This window comes from Niallia sp. FSL W8-0635 (assembly GCF_038007965.1).
Lineage (GTDB): Bacteria > Bacillota > Bacilli > Bacillales > Cytobacillaceae > Niallia.
In genome coordinates, this window is the sequence record NZ_JBBOYD010000001.1 from 3,412,618 (window position 1) to 3,433,658 (window position 21,041).

At 39.4% G+C, this 21,041-nt stretch carries 11 protein-coding genes, 22 tRNA genes and 3 rRNA genes; 6 read left to right on the forward strand and 30 right to left on the reverse strand.

Annotated features, from left to right (window positions below):
• Window positions 1-295: 295 nt before the first annotated feature.
• Window positions 296-1,048 (forward strand): TraR/DksA C4-type zinc finger protein, encoded by a 753-nt coding sequence (locus tag NYE52_RS16395; RefSeq protein ID WP_445669119.1) that lies wholly within the window; start codon window positions 296-298, stop codon window positions 1,046-1,048.
• A 70-nt stretch (window positions 1,049-1,118) separates the two neighbouring features.
• Here the strand turns inward: NYE52_RS16395 and NYE52_RS16400 are convergent, their stop codons facing one another.
• The 5 genes from NYE52_RS16400 to glgB are packed head-to-tail and all read right to left on the reverse strand — an operon-like array spanning window position 1,119 to window position 9,047.
• The gene (locus NYE52_RS16400; RefSeq protein WP_341194050.1) at window positions 1,119-3,521 is read right to left on the reverse strand and encodes a glycogen/starch/alpha-glucan phosphorylase; all 2,403 of its coding nucleotides are present in this window, start codon (window positions 3,519-3,521) and stop codon (window positions 1,119-1,121) included.
• Window positions 3,511-4,965: a glycogen synthase GlgA gene (gene glgA / locus NYE52_RS16405; RefSeq protein ID WP_341194051.1), complete on the reverse strand. Its 1,455-nt coding sequence runs from the start codon at window positions 4,963-4,965 to the stop codon at window positions 3,511-3,513. The genes NYE52_RS16400 and glgA overlap by 11 nt, the downstream gene beginning before the upstream one ends.
• Window positions 4,962-5,990: a sugar phosphate nucleotidyltransferase gene (locus NYE52_RS16410; RefSeq protein ID WP_341194052.1), complete on the reverse strand. Its 1,029-nt coding sequence runs from the start codon at window positions 5,988-5,990 to the stop codon at window positions 4,962-4,964. The genes glgA and NYE52_RS16410 overlap by 4 nt, the downstream gene beginning before the upstream one ends.
• A gap of 23 nt (window positions 5,991-6,013) precedes the next feature.
• Window positions 6,014-7,159, reverse strand: a complete 1,146-nt coding sequence (locus tag NYE52_RS16415) for a glucose-1-phosphate adenylyltransferase (protein ID WP_341194053.1) — start codon at window positions 7,157-7,159, stop codon at window positions 6,014-6,016.
• Complete coding sequence (gene glgB, locus NYE52_RS16420; protein ID WP_341194054.1) at window positions 7,107-9,047, reverse strand: 1,4-alpha-glucan branching enzyme; 1,941 nt, start codon at window positions 9,045-9,047, stop codon at window positions 7,107-7,109. Before glgB ends, NYE52_RS16415 begins: the two co-directional genes overlap by 53 nt.
• A 304-nt stretch (window positions 9,048-9,351) precedes the next feature.
• On the opposite strand from glgB, the gene NYE52_RS16425 reads away from it, so the two are divergent.
• Entirely contained in the window at window positions 9,352-9,564 is a 213-nt protein-coding gene (locus NYE52_RS16425; RefSeq protein WP_341194055.1) for a hypothetical protein, read from the forward strand.
• A gap of 271 nt (window positions 9,565-9,835) precedes the next feature.
• On the opposite strand, the gene NYE52_RS16430 is transcribed toward NYE52_RS16425, so the two are convergent.
• The 24 genes from NYE52_RS16430 to NYE52_RS16545 form a co-directional block, all read right to left on the reverse strand.
• A tRNA-Glu gene (locus NYE52_RS16430) sits at window positions 9,836-9,907 on the reverse strand.
• A gap of 2 nt (window positions 9,908-9,909) precedes the next feature.
• Window positions 9,910-10,000, reverse strand: a tRNA-Ser gene (locus tag NYE52_RS16435).
• A gap of 8 nt (window positions 10,001-10,008) precedes the next feature.
• Window positions 10,009-10,083 (reverse strand) — tRNA-Asn (locus NYE52_RS16440).
• A gap of 11 nt (window positions 10,084-10,094) precedes the next feature.
• A tRNA-Ile gene (locus NYE52_RS16445) sits at window positions 10,095-10,171 on the reverse strand.
• Window positions 10,172-10,178: 7 nt separating this feature from the next.
• Window positions 10,179-10,252 (reverse strand) — tRNA-Gly (locus NYE52_RS16450).
• Window positions 10,253-10,269: 17 nt separating this feature from the next.
• Window positions 10,270-10,345: transfer RNA gene (locus NYE52_RS16455), tRNA-His, on the reverse strand.
• A 36-nt stretch (window positions 10,346-10,381) separates the two neighbouring features.
• Window positions 10,382-10,457: transfer RNA gene (locus NYE52_RS16460), tRNA-Phe, on the reverse strand.
• Window positions 10,458-10,465: 8 nt separating this feature from the next.
• Window positions 10,466-10,542: transfer RNA gene (locus NYE52_RS16465), tRNA-Asp, on the reverse strand.
• A gap of 3 nt (window positions 10,543-10,545) precedes the next feature.
• Window positions 10,546-10,619: transfer RNA gene (locus NYE52_RS16470), tRNA-Met, on the reverse strand.
• A 22-nt stretch (window positions 10,620-10,641) separates the two neighbouring features.
• Window positions 10,642-10,734, reverse strand: a tRNA-Ser gene (locus NYE52_RS16475).
• 9 nt (window positions 10,735-10,743) lie between these two features.
• A tRNA-Ile gene (locus tag NYE52_RS16480) sits at window positions 10,744-10,820 on the reverse strand.
• Window positions 10,821-10,829: 9 nt separating this feature from the next.
• A tRNA-Met gene (locus NYE52_RS16485) sits at window positions 10,830-10,906 on the reverse strand.
• Between the two features lie 24 nt (window positions 10,907-10,930).
• A tRNA-Ala gene (locus NYE52_RS16490) sits at window positions 10,931-11,006 on the reverse strand.
• Between the two features lie 12 nt (window positions 11,007-11,018).
• Window positions 11,019-11,095 (reverse strand) — tRNA-Pro (locus tag NYE52_RS16495).
• Between the two features lie 8 nt (window positions 11,096-11,103).
• Window positions 11,104-11,180 (reverse strand) — tRNA-Arg (locus tag NYE52_RS16500).
• Window positions 11,181-11,196: 16 nt separating this feature from the next.
• A tRNA-Leu gene (locus NYE52_RS16505) sits at window positions 11,197-11,285 on the reverse strand.
• Between the two features lie 9 nt (window positions 11,286-11,294).
• A tRNA-Gly gene (locus NYE52_RS16510) sits at window positions 11,295-11,369 on the reverse strand.
• A 15-nt stretch (window positions 11,370-11,384) separates the two neighbouring features.
• A tRNA-Leu gene (locus NYE52_RS16515) sits at window positions 11,385-11,469 on the reverse strand.
• 23 nt (window positions 11,470-11,492) lie between these two features.
• Window positions 11,493-11,568, reverse strand: a tRNA-Lys gene (locus NYE52_RS16520).
• 6 nt (window positions 11,569-11,574) lie between these two features.
• Window positions 11,575-11,650: transfer RNA gene (locus tag NYE52_RS16525), tRNA-Thr, on the reverse strand.
• A 23-nt stretch (window positions 11,651-11,673) separates the two neighbouring features.
• Window positions 11,674-11,749 (reverse strand) — tRNA-Val (locus NYE52_RS16530).
• Window positions 11,750-11,758: 9 nt separating this feature from the next.
• Window positions 11,759-11,875 (reverse strand): 5S ribosomal RNA (gene rrf / locus NYE52_RS16535).
• Between the two features lie 119 nt (window positions 11,876-11,994).
• A 23S ribosomal RNA gene (locus NYE52_RS16540) occupies window positions 11,995-14,929 on the reverse strand.
• A 358-nt stretch (window positions 14,930-15,287) separates the two neighbouring features.
• Window positions 15,288-16,836, reverse strand: a 16S ribosomal RNA gene (locus NYE52_RS16545).
• The 16S, 23S and 5S rRNA genes sit together here with 21 tRNA genes alongside, the layout of an rRNA operon.
• 560 nt (window positions 16,837-17,396) lie before the next feature.
• Here NYE52_RS16545 and NYE52_RS16550 point away from each other — a divergent pair.
• Window positions 17,397-18,089, forward strand: a complete 693-nt coding sequence (locus NYE52_RS16550) for an MgtC/SapB family protein (protein WP_341194056.1) — start codon at window positions 17,397-17,399, stop codon at window positions 18,087-18,089.
• 91 nt (window positions 18,090-18,180) lie between these two features.
• On the opposite strand, the gene NYE52_RS16555 is transcribed toward NYE52_RS16550, so the two are convergent.
• A complete protein-coding gene (locus tag NYE52_RS16555; RefSeq protein ID WP_341194057.1) occupies window positions 18,181-18,513 on the reverse strand; it encodes a hypothetical protein in 333 nt (110 codons plus the stop codon).
• 131 nt (window positions 18,514-18,644) lie between these two features.
• Between NYE52_RS16555 and NYE52_RS16560 the strand changes: the two genes are divergently transcribed.
• The 3 genes from NYE52_RS16560 (at window position 18,645) to NYE52_RS16570 (ending at window position 21,033) form a co-directional block, all read left to right on the forward strand.
• Window positions 18,645-19,202 (forward strand): hypothetical protein, encoded by a 558-nt coding sequence (locus NYE52_RS16560; RefSeq protein WP_341194058.1) that lies wholly within the window; start codon window positions 18,645-18,647, stop codon window positions 19,200-19,202.
• 313 nt (window positions 19,203-19,515) lie between these two features.
• Window positions 19,516-19,591, forward strand: a tRNA-Ala gene (locus NYE52_RS16565).
• Window positions 19,592-19,833: 242 nt separating this feature from the next.
• Entirely contained in the window at window positions 19,834-21,033 is a 1,200-nt protein-coding gene (locus NYE52_RS16570; RefSeq protein ID WP_341194059.1) for a saccharopine dehydrogenase family protein, read from the forward strand.
• Window positions 21,034-21,041: the final 8 nt, after the last annotated feature.

Sequence of the window (21,041 nt, forward strand, 5' to 3'; positions counted from 1 at the left end):
AACAAATCAAGAATTTTCTCCTCGATTATATTGGTTCAAAGATATATGCTCATTCATTATTTTAGCATATTTTACAATACACCTGTCCTTTATATTATGTCAATCATAGTGAATTCTTAATATAGCTTCCAAATTTTGATTTGTTTTATAGATCATGCCCTATTTAAATATATTATGTTTAGGTTTGATATCAATAAAATAGGGAAATTTATGAACAACTTGTCTTACCGTTTAATTTTGCTAAATACGCTTATACTACCATTATTACAATAGCATGGATAAGGATGTGTTTAACTTGTTATCAACCGAACAAATAAATCATTTGAAACGAGAGCTTGAAGAAAGAAAAGCGGATATATTGAATCGAATTGATAGATACGTAAGTGAAGAAAATGCGAGGGAATCTGTTGGAGAATTGTCTAATTATGATAATCATCCGGCAGATATGGGAACAGAGTTATATGAAAGAGAAAAAGACTTTGCGCTAGAACAACACGATCAATCGGAGTTAGATAGCATTAATAATGCCTTGAAGGCAATCGAGGATGGCTCTTATGGAGTGTGTAAAGTTTCAGGAAAAGAAATTCCATATGAAAGATTGGAAGCAATTCCAACTGCTCTAACCCTTAAGGAATATAGTCACGACCAATTTATTGCTTCTGATCGCCCAGTCGAAGAAGATGTTCTGGAATTAGCTCATGGAAATCAGTATCGCCATTATGATACTGGTGACGTCAGAGACTATGAAGATAGTTTTCAGGAAGTAGCTCGTTATGGTACTTCTGAAACACCATCAGATTTAAGGGGAGATTTCGAAGATTATGGTAGTCTTTACGATCGAGAAAGTGATGACGAAGGTTTTACAGAGGACTATGAAACATTTGTAGCAACAAATATCGATGGATCTGAGCGAACTGTTTATCGTACGAAAGTCCACGAAAAGTATGAACAAGCATTAGATGACGAAGGAATTGAAGCTCCCTTTGGAGATGTTCCGTACCATGAAACAGATGGCTATACAGAGGATACAGATGAAGAAGAGGAATAAATCTATCCTCCTTCCCATTTTTATTAACTAAAAATTCAAAGGAGATTCCAAAAGAATCTCCTTTAAAAAATTATGAATAGGGTTTTATATGCCAAATATCATCTGCGTATTGTTTTATTGTTCGATCGCTAGAAAAATGCCCTGACATAGCAATATTCACAATGCTTTTTTGTAGCCACTCTTGCTTATTCTTAAATGCTTGATTAACCTCTTCATGAATTTTTGCATAAGAATGAAAATCTTTTAATACAAAAAACTGATCATTCTCTATAAGCAAGGAATCAAAAATTGGATCAAATTCATTAGATGGATGATCATAGAAGCCATTTTTCAATTGATTGACTACTTCATGTATTCTATCGTCATGATAAAAATACTCCCGTGAACTATAGCCACCATTTTGATATAATTCTAATACTTGATCTGAATTCATTCCAAAGATAAATATATTATCGTCTCCAACTAAATCATGCATTTCAATATTTGCTCCATCTAGCGTTCCAACAGTAAGTGCACCATTCATCATGAATTTCATATTACCGGTACCTGAAGCCTCTTTACTTGCTGTTGAAATTTGTTCACTAATATCAGCTGCTGGAAAAATATGCTCTGCTAAAGATACACGATAATTTTCCAGAAATACAACCTTCAATTTATTTTGAATCCTTTTATCATTGTTAACCTTTTGAGCAACAGAATTAATTAACTTGATAATTTTTTTCGCATAATAATATCCTGGAGATGCTTTTGCTCCGAATATAAATGTTCTTGGCTCCATATCAATAGATGGATCTTCTCTCAGCTTGTTATAGAGGGACATGATGTGCAAGATATTTAATAATTGCCTCTTATATGCATGTAATCTTTTTACTTGAACATCGAAAATTGACGATGGATCTACAAGGATACCATTTTTCTCCTTAATTATCTTTGCTAGTATTTCTTTATTGTCTTGCTTTATTCTTGCAAGATTTTCTTTGAAATTAACATCTTTCTGATAATCAAGTAGTCCCCTTAAATACGATGGCTCATCAATCCATTTATCGCCAATGGTTTGAGAAATTAGATTGGTAAGCTTTGGATTTGCTTTTATTAACCATCGTCTATGAGTAATACCATTCGTTTTGTTGTTAAACTTTTCTGGATAAAACGCATAGAAATTAGCCATTTCTCGTTTCTTTAAAATTTCCGTATGAATTTCTGCTACTCCGTTTACACTATGGCTACCCACTAGCGCTAAATGAGCCATCTTAATCATACCATCTGCAATTATTGCCATTTTCTCAATTTTCGGAAAATCACCAGGGTACTTTTCCCATAATTCCTTACAAAAGCGCTCATTTATTTCATTAATTATCATATAAATCCTTGGTAATAAGGGCTGGAAAATATAGATTGGCCATTGCTCTAGGGCTTCAGATAATGTGGTGTGATTTGTGTAAGAGATAGTTTCCGTAGTTATATTCCATGCTTCATCCCATCCTAATCCCTCAACATCCATTAATATTCTCATTAACTCAGGAATTGCCAATACTGGATGTGTATCATTCACATGAATACTTATATAGTGATGCATTTCACTAATATTTTTATGTTGCTGTTTATAATTGCGAACAATGGATTGAAGGCTAGCAGATACTAAAAAATATTGTTGTTTTAATCGTAAAATTTTCCCTTCATCATTGGAATCGTCTGGATACAAAAATCCTGATATTGATTCTGTTTCTCTTTTATAACGCATTATATCTTTTACATCTTTCGCTATTAAAGAAGACGGCTCCGCGTTCCATAACCTCAATGTATTTACCGTTGTCGTATGGTAGCCAATTACAGGTACATCATGCGGAACTGCTGTTACAGTTTCGGCATTTAAATGTCGAAACTGTAACTTTCCATCCCTCTCATACATATCAATATTTCCCCAGAAATAAATATCTACTGCTAAATCCTCTTTTCTAACTTCCCAAACCTGTCCTTGCTTTAGCCATTGTTCTGGCAACTCGATTTGATATCCATCAACAATTCGCTGTTCGAATAATCCATGCTTATATCGAATTCCACAACCATGTCCTGGCAAGTCTAATGTGGCAAGAGAATCCAAAAAACATGCCGCAAGCCTTCCTAACCCGCCATTTCCAAGTCCAGCATCATGTTCTATTTCTTCCACTTCAAAAAAATCAATTCCGAGTTCCGCTAAGCCGTCTATTACTATTTGATCAATACCTAAATTAATTAGGTTATTATGAAGCAATCTTCCTAATAAAAACTCAATCGAAAGATAGTAAACCTCTTTCCCATTTTTTTTACGACTTTGCTCATTTGTCTGAATCCAATTCGAGCTTACATACTCTCTAATCATGTGACCTAATGTTTGAAAATGATCACTACTTGTTGTATCTTCAAAGGTTTTTCCATAAGTCATCTCAAGCCTTTGTAAAAAATACCTCTTAAATCGTTCCTTGTTAGAAAACATGGGATTCACTCCTCGAGATAAGCTCTGCATATAATTGATTATATTTGAATGCAGATTGAGCCCAACTATTATCCATTGACATCGCATTTGTCATTAGTTTATGCCATACTTCTTTATCCTCTTTATAAAAATGAATACCTCTTCTAATGGTGTAAAGCATATCATGAGCATTAAAATTGGTGAAACTAAATCCATTCCCTTCTTTCGTCCGTTCATTATAAGAGAATACTGTGTCATTAAGTCCACCTGTTTCTCTCACAATTGGGATATTGCCATATCGCAAAGCAATTAACTGTCCTAAGCCACACGGCTCAAACTTAGAAGGCATTAGAAATAAATCTGCACCTGCATACATTTGATGAGCTAAGTTTTCATCAAATCCAATATAAGCTTTACATTTGTCTGAATACGTATATTCCATTTCACGGAAAAAATTTTCAAATTCAGGATCGCCTGTTCCTAACACTAGAAACTGTACTTCTTCTTCCATCATTTCATGAAATACATGTCTAACTAGCTCTAATCCCTTTTGACTAGTTAATCTTGATATCATACAAATAATTGGAATATCCGGATCTTCCGTTAAGCCAAACTTCTGTTGAATGAATAGCTTATTTTCTTGCTTTTTCTCTAAAGAAGTAACCGTATAGTTAGCAGCTATCACAGGATCTGTTTCTGGATTGTATGTTTCTTCGTCAATACCATTAATAATACCGTATAAATCAGACTCTCTCTGCTTTAATACATTATTCAGTTTCTCCCCATAATATTCTGTTTGGATTTCGTTTTTATAAGTAGGACTTACTGTTGTTATTTTATCGGCAGAGATAAGTCCTCCCTTCATCAAATTCACATTTCCATAGAATTCTAGTTTATCTGATGTAAAATAATAATCATTTACATTAAATAAATCACCAAGAACCTCTCTTGGTAATATTCCTTGAAACTGAAGATTATGTATGGTAAAAACAGTTTTAATATCGCTGTACTCTTTTTTCCATTTATAGTCAACATTCAATAAGAAAGGAATCATAGCTGTATGCCAATCGTGACAATGAATGACATCTGGATAATTATCTAAATATGGTAAACTCTCTAATACAGCTCTATTAAAGAATGCATAACGCTCCCCATCATCCCCATAGCCATATAAGCCACTTCTCTTAAAATACCACTCATTATCAATAAAATAAAAAGTGATACCCTCTACTTCTAATTCTTCAATTCCGCAATATTGATTACGCCAACCTACTGGCACATAGAAATATCTTTTCTTCTTTATATTCGCAAGTAAATGTGCAGGAATATCTTGATATTTTGGCATAATTACTGCTACATCTGTTCCTTGTTTTTTTAGTTCCTTTGGAAGAGAACCAGCTACATCTGCTAGTCCTCCAGATTTTATAAATGGTACACATTCTGAAACTGCAAATAATACTCTCACGAATTCATCAACGCTCCTTGCACGGTTCCTTTTCTTACAACAAATGGAGAACTAGCAGTACCCGTCATCACTGTACCACTTTCCACTATAACATCCTTATCTAAAATAACAGAATCCAAATGACAATTCTCTCCAATAGTGCATTTTTGCATAATAATACAATTTTTCAAACTTGAGCCTTTACCAAGTTTAACTGCTCTAGAAATAATACTATTAGTAATATCTCCCTCAATAAAACATCCATTTGCTATCATAGAATTTTTCACTTCCCCCGTACTTGTATAACGAGTAGGTGGTTCATCCTTCACTTTCGTAAATATCGGTCTCTCTTTGATAAAAAGCTGATTCCATACTGTTGCTTTTAAAATATCTTTGCTTACAGTATAGTAGCTAGATATAGAATTTATTTTTTCGGCATAGCCGTTATATTCGTATTCACATATTTTTAGCTGATTATTAATATCTAAGACAACATCTTTCATACATGTATAACCCGTATCATTCCTTGAATCTATTAATTCTATTAGCTTTGATTTCTTCATTAAATATATTTCTAATGAACTCCCATTATTGGTAATCTCCGTTATATCACAACCAGAAGTGAGATGACGTTCTAATACAGGACTAAAATTCATATTAAACACAGTAAAGCAATTTGCAACTAATGCATATTCTTGCTTGCTTCTTTGAAAATAATCCATATTTGCAGCAAAGTGATTAAAAGAACCTATTCCAACCGTATTGGCATCTGAAATGGGTGCAGGGAAGAAAAATAATCCATCTCTTTTTCTATCTAAGTCCCAGTTTTTCCCTGATCCTAAGTGATCCATTAAAGAGCGATACTGATATTTTGGAAAAATAGCAACACTTCCTATTCCAGAGTTCACCATATTAGAGAGAACAAAATCAATTAAACGATATCGTCCACCGATTGGAAGTGCAGCAAGTGTGCGATGAGCAGTTAACTCTTCTAAATCTTCCATATGTGTTGTTGCATCAATTATGCCCAGCATTGATCTAATCATCTTAATCCCTCCTATCTAGTTTGTTAGGAAATCATTTCATTAACCATTTCTTCTGTAACAAGCACAACCTCATCTACATCTTTATTTGGTTTAATGACCATTCCATCTGGTATTGTAATGTCAGAAGGGACAATAGCCTTCTTAATATATACATTGTTTCCAATCTTTGCATCAGGCATTATCACAGAACTCCGAATGATTGTCCCCTTTCCTACAGTAACTCCTTGAAAGACAATGGACTTTTCTAGATTTCCACTAATAATACAGCCTTCATTCACCATGGACTCTTTAACCCGTGCATCACTAGAAATATATTGTGGTGGATGGTTTGGGTTTACTGTATAAATTCTCCAATTATAATCAGAGATATTTAATTTACTAGTATCATCCAATAAATCCATATTTGCTTCCCAAAGACTTTGTACAGTGCCGACATCTTTCCAATATCCTTTAAATGGGTAGGCAACTACCTTCTTCTGCTTTTCTATTAATAAAGGGATGATATCCTTCCCAAAATCATGTGATGAATTTTTATTTAAGTTATCCTCTTCAAGTAATTCTTTTAGTACTTTCCATTTGAAAATATAAATTCCCATAGAGGCTAAATTATTCTTTGGATGTTTCGGTTTCTCCTCGAATTCGATAATGTCCATTTCTTTATTTGTATTCATAATTCCAAATCTACTAGCTTCTTCCCATCCTACTTGAATGACAGAGATAGAGGCATCTGCTTGCTTGTTTATATGATATTCAAGCATCTCCTCGTAATTCATTTTATAAATATGATCCCCTGATAAAATAAGGACATATTCAGGATCATATTGAGACAAATAATTCTGGTTTTGATAAATGGCACTTGCTGTTCCTGTGTACCATTTCACTTCAGAGGATTCACTATAAGGAGGCAAAACCGTTACCCCTCCATTAACACGATCTAAGTCCCACGCACTACCTATTCCAATGTAAGAATTTAAAACTAGCGGTTGATATTGCGTTAAAACGCCTACTGTTTCTATTCCAGAATTAGAGCAATTACTTAAAGTGAAGTCAATAATTCGATATTTTCCACCAAAAGGTATAGCTGGCTTCGCCAAACTTTTAGTTAAAGAATATAGCCTACTCCCCTTTCCTCCTGCTAGAAGCATTGCGACGCACCGTTTCTTTCCCATTTCCTTTTCTCCCCTTCCGATGTTGAACTGGACGTAAAACAATCATACTAAAAGCTGGTATTGTTAGTTGAACAGAAAAAGGTCTTCCATGAAATTCTACTTCTTCTGCTTTTATTACTTTTTTATTTATATAATTAGCTCCACCAAATCTATCAGTGTCACTATTTAATATTTCTCGGAAAGAATTATTTAGAGGAACACCCACCCTGTAATTTTCATATGTATGATAAGTAAAATTACAAATGACTACTAAATAATCCTCTTCTTTTTCAGCTTTGCGTATAAAGGAGAATATAGATTGGTCTCTATTATTTACATCGATCCAATCAAAGCCATCGCTAACATGATCCATTTGATACAGTGGCTTAGATCTTTTGTATATTTTTAATAGTTCCTTCATATACTCATTTGCTTTTTGGTGCATCTCATAATCTAGCAGCATCCAATCTAACTGTTCCTTATCTTTCCATTCTGCGAAATGGGCAAATTCATTTCCCATAAATAATAATTTTTTTCCTGGATGTGCAATCATATATCCTAAAAGGAGACGAAATTGAGCAAATTTTTGCCAATAATCTCCTGGCATCTTATCTACCAACGATTTTTTTCCATGAACAACTTCATCATGTGAAAAGGGCAAAACAAAGTTTTCAGAAAATGCATAATGCAGGGAAAAGGAGACTTTATCATGTACATGCTTTCTATTAACAGAATCAGTTTCCATATAAGTTAAAATATCGTTCATCCATCCCATATTCCATTTATAGTGGAATCCAATACCTCCATAATGAACTGGAGCAGTTACTTGTGGCCAATCAGTGGAATCCTCAGCAAACATCAAGACTGAAGAATCATATTGACATACTGTTTGATTTAGTTTTTGGAGGAAATCGATTCCATATTGATTTACACTATTTTCATTAGAATTTGGCCAATAAATAATATTAGATACAGCATCTACTCTAAAGCCATCTACATGAAAATATTCCATCCAAAAAATAGCGTTAGAAATAAGAAAGCTTTGCACTTCCTTTTTTCCTAAATCAAAATTTGCAGTTCCCCAAACATAATTCTCTCGATCTACTGGATTCACATAATCAAATTGACTCGTTCCGTCAAATTGATATAATCCGTGAGCATCCTTACAAAAATGTCCTGGAACCCAGTCAAAAATTACCCCAAGCCCATGCTGATGACATTGATCGATAAAATACATTAAATCCTTAGGTTCTCCAAATCTGCTTGTTGCAGAATAATAGCCCGTTCCTTGGTATCCCCAAGATATATCAAGCGGATGTTCGACTAAAGGAAGCACCTCAATATGTGTAAAGCCTTGTTCTAGAACATAAGGTATTAATTCATCAGCAAGCTCTCTATAAGAATATAGATCCCCATTCTCATGAATTCTCCAAGATCCTAAGTGAACTTCATATATAGCTAATGGTTCATTTAAATAGTTCTTTTTTGTCTTTTTTTGTTTCCATTTTGAATCATTCCACTTATAGCCTTCCAATGAATATACAATAGATGCTGTATGAGGTCTAACTTCGGAGAAAAAAGCATATGGGTCAGCCTTTAGAAGCACTCTTCCATCAGGTGATGTTAATTTGTATTTATACATTACACCTGTTAAATCTCTATTTACATTTAAAAGCCAAACCCCTTCGTTATTAATTCGTTCAAGGGAATATCCTTCCCCATTCCAATTATTAAAATCCCCAACCAATTGAACACTTAGAGCATTTGGAGCCCATACACAAAAACTGGTGTAAACCTCTCCATTTCTATGATGAACATGGGATCCAAATAATCTATAGCTCTCAAACAAGTTACCTTCGTGAAATAAATGTAGTTGAAATTCTGTTGGATATACTGTCTCCACTGTCATCCTACTTTCTATTACATGTAATTATTAAGTGACTAAATTTTACACTTTGTACTTTTTAATTCCCTTTTTTCCAGATTCCAAACAATATACGACAATCGTTGTAAAAAATTGTACATAGAATTAAATTCGATTAATTTTAATATTCTATCAATAAAGTGTAAATCCTTTTTTGTTTTTAAAATTTTATGATACTATAAAACTTTTTATGTTTAATTGACTAATTTAGATTGTGAATTTTTATCATAGATTTTTTATAATACGGAATACTAAGAAGGATTTCTAAACATAAGGAAGGTAATTTATTATGAGTAAAAGTGAAGAAGAATATCTTAATGAACAAACATCAAAAAAATTCAATCCATTTTTTGAAGCACCAGATCAAAAAATACTTGCTGTTGATATGTTTAGGGGTCCATACACTGGATTTCTTTCTGATTTTGATCTAAATAATCCTGGCAATAAATTATATACAAGTGAGGATAAATGGGAAGAAGATTTAAAACGGGGAAAATTTTAATTAACAATTTAATACTTATCATTTCGATATGATATATTGTCCATCTCGCTTTTCATTTTTTCGAACAATTCCTTAATCAAATCATGGTAAGGTGATGGTAGAATATTTCCTATACATGTAACTCCTATCTTTGCTTTTGTCTGCATAAGTAAAGAATAAGATATTTGGTGATCATGTGTATTTTTTATCTTGAAGTTGTTGCATACCCCAAGAAGCATTTTTCTTAAATCAAATCAAAAAAACTGATAGCATCTGCTATCAGTTTTTTTTATGACCCGTACGGGATTCGAACCCGTGTTACCGCCGTGAAAGGGCGGTGTCTTAACCGCTTGACCAACGGGCCAATGGCGGAGAAGGAGGGATTTGAACCCTCGCGCCGCTTACGCGACCTACACCCTTAGCAGGGGCGCCTCTTCAGCCTCTTGAGTACTTCCCCAAAAAAAATGGCTCCGCAGGTAGGACTCGAACCTACGACCGTTCGGTTAACAGCCGAATGCTCTACCACTGAGCTACTGCGGAATATTTTTTTATGGTGGGCCTAAATGGACTCGAACCATCGACCTCACGCTTATCAGGCGTGCGCTCTAACCAGCTGAGCTATAGGCCCTAAATTTTGGAGCGGGTGATGGGAATCGAACCCACGACATCAGCTTGGAAGGCTGAGGTTTTACCATTAAACTACACCCGCATATTTAAATTTTAGAATGGGGCGACTAATGGGAATCGAACCCACGAGTGTCGGAGCCACAATCCGATGCGTTAACCACTTCGCCATAGCCGCCACTATATTATACCTTCATTTTAGAAAAAACTAAAATGGTGGCTCAGGACGGAATCGAACCGCCGACACAAGGATTTTCAGTCCTTTGCTCTACCGACTGAGCTACTGAGCCATCTTAAATGGCGGTCCGGACGGGACTCGAACCCGCGACCTCCTGCGTGACAGGCAGGCATTCTAACCAACTGAACTACCGGACCAGATTGCGGGGACAGGATTTGAACCTGCGACCTTCGGGTTATGAGCCCGACGAGCTACCAGACTGCTCCACCCCGCGATAATATTATATAAAATTTAAATGGAGGAGGAAGGGGGATTCGAACCCCCGCGCGGTTTGACCCGCCTGTCGGTTTTCAAGACCGATCCCTTCAGCCGGACTTGGGTATTCCTCCTCAATCATATGGTGGACCTTGTAGGACTCGAACCTACGACCGGACGGTTATGAGCCGTCTGCTCTAACCAACTGAGCTAAAGGTCCAATGTATTATGGTAGCGGCAGAGGGGATCGAACCCCCGACCTCACGGGTATGAACCGTACGCTCTAGCCAGCTGAGCTACGCCGCCATCATATTAATAAATTGTAAATATTGGTGGAGCCTAGCGGGATCGAACCGCTGACCTCCTGCGTGCAAGGCAGGCGCTCTCCCAGCTGAGCTAAGGCCCCAAAATGTTTCGCTGGTCGGGAAGACAGGATTCGAACCTGCGACCCCTTGGTCCCAAACCAAGTGCTCTACCAAGCTGAGCTACTTCCCGAAATATAATGGCGCGCCCGAAAGGAGTCGAACCCATAACCTTCTGATCCGTAGTCAGACGCTCTATCCAATTGAGCTACGGGCGCATTAATTTAAAAACAATGGTGCCGAGGACCGGAATCGAACCGGTACGGTAGTCACCTACCGCAGGATTTTAAGTCCTGTGCGTCTGCCAGTTCCGCCACCCCGGCATTGTTTTTTGGAGCGGAAGACGGGATTCGAACCCGCGACCCCCACCTTGGCAAGGTGGTGTTCTACCACTGAACTACTTCCGCGCGTATTTAATTAATTGGTGCGGGTGAAGGGAGTCGAACCCCCACGCCTTGCGGCGCTAGATCCTAAGTCTAGTGCGTCTGCCAATTCCGCCACACCCGCTTAATAAAACTTATAATAATTAATGGTGAGCCATGGAGGATTCGAACCTCCGACCCTCTGATTAAAAGTCAGATGCTCTACCGACTGAGCTAATGGCTCATAAAGTGGTGCCGGCTAGAGGACTTGAACCCCCAACCTACTGATTACAAGTCAGTTGCTCTACCAATTGAGCTAAACCGGCGTGTATAGTTTGTCCAAAAATAATGGTGGAGGATGACGGGATCGAACCGCCGACCCTCTGCTTGTAAGGCAGATGCTCTCCCAGCTGAGCTAATCCTCCATATATAACGCCTGGCGACGTCCTACTCTCACAGGGGGAGAACCCCCAACTACCATCGGCGCTGAGAAGCTTAACTTCCGTGTTCGGTATGGGAACGGGTGTGACCTTCTCGCTATCGCCACCAGACTTTTCTCAAGACATATTTCATTATACATGTTTTTGAGATTTTTTCAAGTGTAATTTTTAAAAATTATTCCCTGAAAACTAGATTATGAAGTAAAAGAAAGAAAGAATGAGTAATCATTTTAGTTAAGTCCTCGATCTATTAGTATCAGTCAGCTCCACATGTCGCCACGCTTCCACCTCTGACCTATCAACCTGATCATCTTTCAGGGATCTTACTAGCTTGCGCTATGGGAAATCTCATCTTGAGGGGGGCTTCATGCTTAGATGCTTTCAGCACTTATCCCTTCCGCACATAGCTACCCAGCGATGCCTTTGGCAAGACAACTGGTACACCAGCGGTGCGTCCATCCCGGTCCTCTCGTACTAAGGACAGCTCCTCTCAAATTTCCTACGCCCACGACGGATAGGGACCGAACTGTCTCACGACGTTCTGAACCCAGCTCGCGTACCGCTTTAATGGGCGAACAGCCCAACCCTTGGGACCGACTACAGCCCCAGGATGCGATGAGCCGACATCGAGGTGCCAAACCTCCCCGTCGATGTGGACTCTTGGGGGAGATAAGCCTGTTATCCCCGGGGTAGCTTTTATCCGTTGAGCGATGGCCCTTCCATGCGGAACCACCGGATCACTAAGCCCGACTTTCGTCCCTGCTCGACTTGTAGGTCTCGCAGTCAAGCTCCCTTGTGCCTTTACACTCTACGAATGATTTCCAACCATTCTGAGGGAACCTTTGGGCGCCTCCGTTACTTTTTAGGAGGCGACCGCCCCAGTCAAACTGCCCACCTGACACTGTCTCCCACCCCGATAAGGGGTGCGGGTTAGAATGTCAATACAGCCAGGGTAGTATCCCACCAATGCCTCCACCGAAGCTGGCGCTCCGGCTTCCAAGGCTCCTACCTATCCTGTACAAGCTGTACCAAAATTCAATATCAGGCTGCAGTAAAGCTCCACGGGGTCTTTCCGTCCTGTCGCGGGTAACCTGCATCTTCACAGGTACTATAATTTCACCGAGTCTCTCGTTGAGACAGTGCCCAGATCGTTACACCTTTCGTGCGGGTCGGAACTTACCCGACAAGGAATTTCGCTACCTTAGGACCGTTATAGTTACGGCCGCCGTTTACTGGGGCTTCAATTCAGAGCTTCGCGCGAACGCTAACCCCTCCTCTTAACCTTCCAGCACCGGGCAGGTGTCAGCCCCTATACTTCGCCTTGCGGCTTCGCAGAGACCTGTGTTTTTGCTAAACAGTCGCCTGGGCCTATTCACTGCGGCTCTCTCGGGCTTTAACACCCAAAAGAGCACCCCTTCTCCCGAAGTTACGGGGTCATTTTGCCGAGTTCCTTAACGAGAGTTCTCTCGCTCACCTTAGGATTCTCTCCTCGCCTACCTGTGTCGGTTTGCGGTACGGGCACCATAAATCTCGCTAGAGGCTTTTCTTGGCAGTGTGGAATCAGGAACTTCGGTACTATATTTCCCTCGCCGTCACAGCTCCGCCGTATGGTAATGGGATTTGCCTCATTACCGGCCTAACTGCTTGGACGTGCTAATCCAACAGCACGCTTACCCTATCCTCCTGCGTCCCCCCATTGCTCAAACGATTTAAAGGTGGTACAGGAATATCAACCTGTTGTCCATCGCCTACGCTTTTCAGCCTCGGCTTAGGTCCCGACTAACCCTGAGCGGACGAGCCTTCCTCAGGAAACCTTAGGCATTCGGTGGATGAGATTCTCACTCATCTTTCGCTACTCATACCGGCATTCTCACTTCTAAGCGCTCCACCAGTCCTTACGGTCTAGCTTCAACGCCCTTAGAACGCTCTCCTACCACTGACATCATAGATGTCAATCCACAGCTTCGGTGATACGTTTAGCCCCGGTACATTTTCGGCGCAGAGTCACTCGACCAGTGAGCTATTACGCACTCTTTAAATGGTGGCTGCTTCTAAGCCAACATCCTGGTTGTCTAAGCAACTCCACATCCTTTTCCACTTAACGTATACTTTGGGACCTTAGCTGGTGGTCTGGGCTGTTTCCCTCTTGACCACGGATCTTATCACTCGTAGTCTGACTCCCAAGAATAAGTATTTGGCATTCGGAGTTTGTCTGAATTCGGTAACCCGATGGGGGCCCCTAGTCCAAACAGTGCTCTACCTCCAATACTCTAAATCTTGAGGCTAGCCCTAAAGCTATTTCGGAGAGAACCAGCTATCTCCAAGTTCGATTGGAATTTCTCCGCTACCCACACCTCATCCCCGCACTTTTCAACGTGCGTGGGTTCGGGCCTCCATCCAGTGTTACCTGGACTTCACCCTGGACATGGGTAGATCACCTGGTTTCGGGTCTACAACCACATACTATTTCGCCCTATTCAGACTCGCTTTCGCTGCGGCTCCGTCTTATCAACTTAACCTCGCATGTAATCGTAACTCGCCGGTTCATTCTACAAAAGGCACGCTATCACCCATAAAAGGGCTCTAACTACTTGTAGGCACACGGTTTCAGGATCTATTTCACTCCCCTTCCGGGGTGCTTTTCACCTTTCCCTCACGGTACTGGTTCACTATCGGTCACTAGGGAGTATTTAGCCTTGGGAGATGGTCCTCCCTGCTTCCGACGGGATTTCTCGTGTCCCGCCGTACTCAGGATACACTCAAGAGGGAACGAAGTTTCGACTACAGGGTTTTTACCTTCTACGACTGACCTTTCCAGATCGATTCGTCTACCCCGTTCCTTTGTAACTCCATATAGAGTGTCCTACAACCCCAAGAGGCAAGCCTCTTGGTTTGGGCTAATCCCGTTTCGCTCGCCGCTACTCAGGGAATCGCGTTTGCTTTCTCTTCCTCCGGGTACTTAGATGTTTCAGTTCCCCGGGTCTGCCTTCAGTACCCTATGTATTCAGGTAAAGATTCTATCCCATTACGGATAGAGGGTTTCCCCATTCGGAAATCTCTGGATCAAAGCTTACTTACAGCTCCCCAAAGCATATCGGTGTTAATCCCGTCCTTCATCGGCTCCTAGTGCCAAGGCATCCACCGTGCGCCCTTTCTAACTTAACTTAGTTTCGACCAAAGATAAGCGGCGTATCTCTTCGTCAGCTCTCTCACTCTGCTCCTCACGTACTAGCGTACGCTCCGGTGCTCGCTCGGTCGCTTCCTTGACCTACTTGCTTCTCTTTGCTCTCAAATCTTTGAATGAGTATTCGATTAATACGATTACTTTTCAAAGAAGTAATTCTCTAAAATAGAGAATCTAAGATGGCGATTACTCGGTTTCTTTCTTGTTTTTACTATTCATAATCTAGTTTTCAAGGAACAATTGGCTTATTATAAGCCTACTTTTGAGGAATTGCTCCCTCAAAACTGAACAACAAATCGTCAACAATCTTTGATGGAATGTAAATTCCATTTTCCTTAGAAAGGAGGTGATCCAGCCGCACCTTCCGATACGGCTACCTTGTTACGACTTCACCCCAATCATCTATCCCACCTTAGGCGGCTGGCTCCATAAAGGTTACCCCACCGACTTCGGGTGTTACAAACTCTCGTGGTGTGACGGGCGGTGTGTACAAGGCCCGGGAACGTATTCACCGCGGCATGCTGATCCGCGATTACTAGCGATTCCAGCTTCATGTAGGCGAGTTGCAGCCTACAATCCGAACTGAGAATGGTTTTATGGGATTTGCTCGACCTCGCGGTTTTGCTGCCCTTTGTACCATCCATTGTAGCACGTGTGTAGCCCAGGTCATAAGGGGCATGATGATTTGACGTCATCCCCACCTTCCTCCGGTTTGTCACCGGCAGTCACCTTAGAGTGCCCAACTTAATGCTGGCAACTAAGATCAAGGGTTGCGCTCGTTGCGGGACTTAACCCAACATCTCACGACACGAGCTGACGACAACCATGCACCACCTGTCACTCTGTCCCCCGAAGGGGAACGTCCTATCTCTAGGAGTGTCAGAGGATGTCAAGACCTGGTAAGGTTCTTCGCGTTGCTTCGAATTAAACCACATGCTCCACCGCTTGTGCGGGCCCCCGTCAATTCCTTTGAGTTTCAGCCTTGCGGCCGTACTCCCCAGGCGGAGTGCTTAATGCGTTTGCTGCAGCACTAAAGGGCGGAAACCCTCTAACACTTAGCACTCATCGTTTACGGCGTGGACTACCAGGGTATCTAATCCTGTTTGCTCCCCACGCTTTCGCGCCTCAGCGTCAGTTACAGACCAAAGAGTCGCCTTCGCCACTGGTGTTCCTCCACATCTCTACGCATTTCACCGCTACACGTGGAATTCCACTCTTCTCTTCTGCACTCAAGTCCCCCAGTTTCCAATGACCCTCCACGGTTGAGCCGTGGGCTTTCACATCAGACTTAAAGGACCGCCTGCGCGCGCTTTACGCCCAATAATTCCGGACAACGCTTGCCACCTACGTATTACCGCGGCTGCTGGCACGTAGTTAGCCGTGGCTTTCTGGTTAGGTACCGTCAAGGTACAAGCAGTTACTCTTGTACTTGTTCTTCCCTAACAACAGAGTTTTACGATCCGAAAACCTTCATCACTCACGCGGCGTTGCTCCGTCAGACTTTCGTCCATTGCGGAAGATTCCCTACTGCTGCCTCCCGTAGGAGTCTGGGCCGTGTCTCAGTCCCAGTGTGGCCGATCACCCTCTCAGGTCGGCTACGCATCGTTGCCTTGGTGAGCCGTTACCTCACCAACTAGCTAATGCGCCGCGGGCCCATCTGTAAGTGACAGCGTAAACCGTCTTTCAGCTTTTCTACATGAGTAGAAAAGGATTATCCGGTATTAGCTCCGGTTTCCCGAAGTTATCCCAGTCTTACAGGCAGGTTGCCCACGTGTTACTCACCCGTCCGCCGCTAACTTTAAAAGCAAGCTTTTAAAGTCCGCTCGACTTGCATGTATTAGGCACGCCGCCAGCGTTCGTCCTGAGCCAGGATCAAACTCTCCAATAAAGAGTTGATTAGCTCATTGCTAAACTCTAGCTTTTTGTTACTTGTTGTCATTCTATAACGTTAGTTATAAAACGAATATTGTTGACGTTTGTTTGTTCAGTTTTCAAAGAGCAATTTAGTCAGTCACTCAAGAAGCGACTTTTCTAATATAGCATCTATCAACATTCACTGTCAATAGTTTTTCAAAAAACTTTTTCCGTCGTTTACTTCAACATTTCGTGTTGTTTCAGCGACGGATATAAATATAACATTATTCCTAGACAAAGGTCAACACTTTTTTTAAAACTTTTTTTATCCATTAAAAAAGCAGGATTATCCTTCACCACAAAGAATTTTTTTCCCTATGTAACATACACTTAATTAGTATTACCGAGTGTTTACTTAGTCCATTTTAAGGCTATTATACTTTAGGATTTTTTCAAATAGGTCCCACTTCTATAAACTCTTTAAGAGAAAATCACTATGTTTTGTTTCCTGTTCCTTTTTAAAACATTATTTATTTTACTTAACCAATACTAACAGAGCTTACTATACTACGAAAAACAGGAGATGGAATCATAATGGATATTAATATAGATTTTTTATTAAAAATAGGCATTTCCGCCGGTCTTGGATTAATCATTGGATTAGAAAGAGAAATTAAACGAAAACCAGTTGGTCTGAAGACGAGTCTTGTCATAAGTATTGTGAGTTGCTTATTAACTATTATTTCTATTGAAGCAGCTTATAAATTCCCCGGGAGCGATCAAGTCAATATTCAAATGGATCCTTTGCGTTTGCCAGCTCAAATAGTTTCCGGAATTGGCTTTTTAGGTGCAGGCGTCATACTAAGAAGAGGAAATGATAGTATTTCCGGTTTAACAACCGCCGCTTTAATTTGGGGAGCAGGCGGAATTGGAATCGCCGTTGGAGCAGGATATTATATAGAAGCTCTTATTGGAGTTACACTTTTATTAATCAGCGTTAAATTCGTTCCCATCTTTATGAGCACAATTGGCCCTCGCCAACTAAGAGAAAAGGAAATTAAAGTGAAATTAAAAGCCCATCAAAAAGAAAATGTATCTACTATTATAAAATCAATTCAAAGTTTAAAAACAGGAATAAAGCATTTGCGCATAAAAGATCTAGAAACTGGCGAACACTCGATACACCTTATATTAATTGTTGATCAAAAAAGAGAAGTGACTGAAGTTTATAGAGAGATTTCTGAAATCAATGGAGTTAAAGAGATTGAAATTGAAAGCTTAAATTAATACTATTGTAAAAACTAAATCGTTCCATTGCGCTACAGACACTCGATGCGCATGGGAGGAATCTCAGCCTTTCCACAATTTCACGCAGGACTCAAGTGTCTTCGTTCCATTCCACTTCGTTTTTAAGGGTTGTTGTTTTAAAACGGAAATCGAAATAGAAAAATTTAATCAATTTGAAAAACGGAGCAGCCTGAATACCCGTAGAACGCGAGAAAGTCCGAGACCCTGCAGAAATAAAAAGCCGAAGCGGTTCAGTGCTCGCCCCTAGGAAGCGAAGTGTATTCAGGCTACGAGCAATAACACCAACTTTCCTGAAATAGCCTTTTATAAAACAATAAAAACCCGGCCAACCATACATCACTTTTGTATGATTGACCGGGTTTATCATGGCTAGAATACTTAGATCCCAACCTTGTAATTTCAACTAATTTATATCTTTATTCTAAAATTATTAGCCAAACTCAAAAAATGATTTTCCTTTTTTAAAGGAATCGTGAAGATTATGAAGAATTTAACAGAAGGGTCTCATCGTAATATTTAATAGGAAGTGAAAAAATGAAGTTAAAAAAAAGGATACTGGGTTATGGAATAGATTTATTTCTTTCAATAGCAATCTGTATAGTTATTGCCATTCTAACGTTTATTATCGCAGCAGTAATAGCTTTACTATTTCTTCCATTCGTTGTAAGTTACGAAGATACATGGAATCCAATTTTAGCGGCAACAATGAAATACACTTTACTATTTGGTTTTTTAGTGTTTATAGCCACATCACTTGGCGCTAATTTCAAATCGCCCTTAACATGGGGTTATAAATTTACGGGATTAATATTAGAAAACACCAGTAAATTCCGATTTTTCACTTGGTGGTTTTTAAGGAGCGGAATAATAGGTTTATTTATCTTGGCATTCGCCTACCATATAGCCAATAACTTCGACTACAAGTATCTTTTTTTACCTCTTTCTATCTATATACTATATTTACTTATTGATGGAATAATCTTTATCCTTACTAAAGGAAGGAGAACTTTCACCGATTATTGGACAGACATAAAAGTGTTAGAAACATCTAAAGTAGATAAAAGAATTTTCCCATGGTCTAGTCCTAAATAATAAGACTAGCTGCATTCCCCTATTCTAGTCAGAACTGGGGAATGCCTCTTTGAACTATTAAGACCAAATATCTATATTGATATTTTATATCTTTAACTTATCTGCTTTCTATCTATATATGCGCTCATTTTAGCTTTGCTGTATTGCATCATTTTTCCTACTTAAATAAATTTGATTCAAGTTATCCCTTCTATTTTTGTATATTCCATCTACTAAAATGAGCGGTTTTATGTTACCAGATAAGTTAAGTTTCGTTCTATGACTTGAATTTCTAGCCTAATTTTGTATAATTAATGTAGAATAATATTTTATTGGGGGCTTAGCTCAGCTGGGAGAGCGCTTGCATGGCATGCAAGAGGTCGTCGGTTCGATCCCGATAGTCTCCACCATATTTTTACACTCAACGACTTTAGATTAGAAGTCGTTTTTTTATTCCCTCTCCCTTCAAATTTCTAATCTATTCAATAGTTACATGTCCCTTTCTTCCCTATTTTTACATTTGCATTTCCTATTAGTAAATTTTGATTAAAAAAATTTTATATTTTACTGGTTTATATAGATTATTTTACGCACATTATGTATAATCAGCCTTATTGAAATTTTTTAGGTAGTATTAAAGGAGGTAATCATTTTGGGAAAAGCATTAATTATTGGTGCTGGCGGAGTAGCAAGTGTTGTTGCACATAAATGCTGTCAAGTACCGGATGTATTCGAGGAAATTTGTATCGCAAGCAGAACACTTTCAAAGTGTGAAGCAATTAAAGATAAAATTGACGGTGGCAAAACAAAGGTTTCAGTTGCACAGGTCGATGCTGATAAAACAGAAGAAGTGATTCAGTTAATCAACAGCTTCAAGCCAGAAATAGTAATCAATGTTGCATTACCATACCAAGACTTGACAATTATGGATGCTTGTCTTGCTACTGGGGTACATTACTTAGATACAGCAAACTATGAACCACCTGAAACAGCTAAATTTGAATATAAATGGCAATGGGAATATAAGCAAAAGTTTGAAGAAGCTGGATTAACAGCTTTACTTGGAAGTGGCTTTGATCCAGGTGTAACTGGAGTTTTCACATCTTATGCACAAAAGCATCATTTCGATGAGATTAATTATATTGATATTGTTGATGCTAACGGTGGAGATCATGGCTATCCATTCGCGACAAACTTCAACCCAGAAATTAACATTCGCGAAATCACTGCGAACGGTAGATATTGGGAAGATGGTAAATGGATTGAAACACCACCGCTTTCTGAGAAAAGAGAATATAATTTAGATCAAATTGGCCCTAAAAATATTTATCTTTTATACCATGAAGAACTAGAATCATTAGCAGTTAACATTAAAGGACTTAAGAGAATTCGTTTCTGGATGACTTTCTCTGATAATTATCTAAACCACCTGAAGGTTCTTGAAAATGTTGGAATGACATCTATCGAACCAATTAATTATGAAGGCAAAGAGATTATTCCATTACAATTCTTAAAAGAGATCCTTCCAGATCCAGCTTCCCTTGGACCAAGAACAAAAGGGAAAACAAATATCGGCTGTATCATCCAAGGAACAAAAGATGGCAAGCCAAAAACGTATTATGTATATAATATTTGTGACCACCAAGAATGTTATCGTGAAGTAGGATCTCAAGCAATTTCTTATACAACTGGTGTTCCAGCAATGATTGGCGCAATGCTTATCATGAAAGGTCAATGGAAACGTCCAGGCGTATACAATGTAGAGGAATTTGATCCAGATCCATTCATGGATGCATTAAATAAATACGGATTACCATGGCAGGAGAACTTCTCTCCAACTCTTATAGATTGAGAGGAATG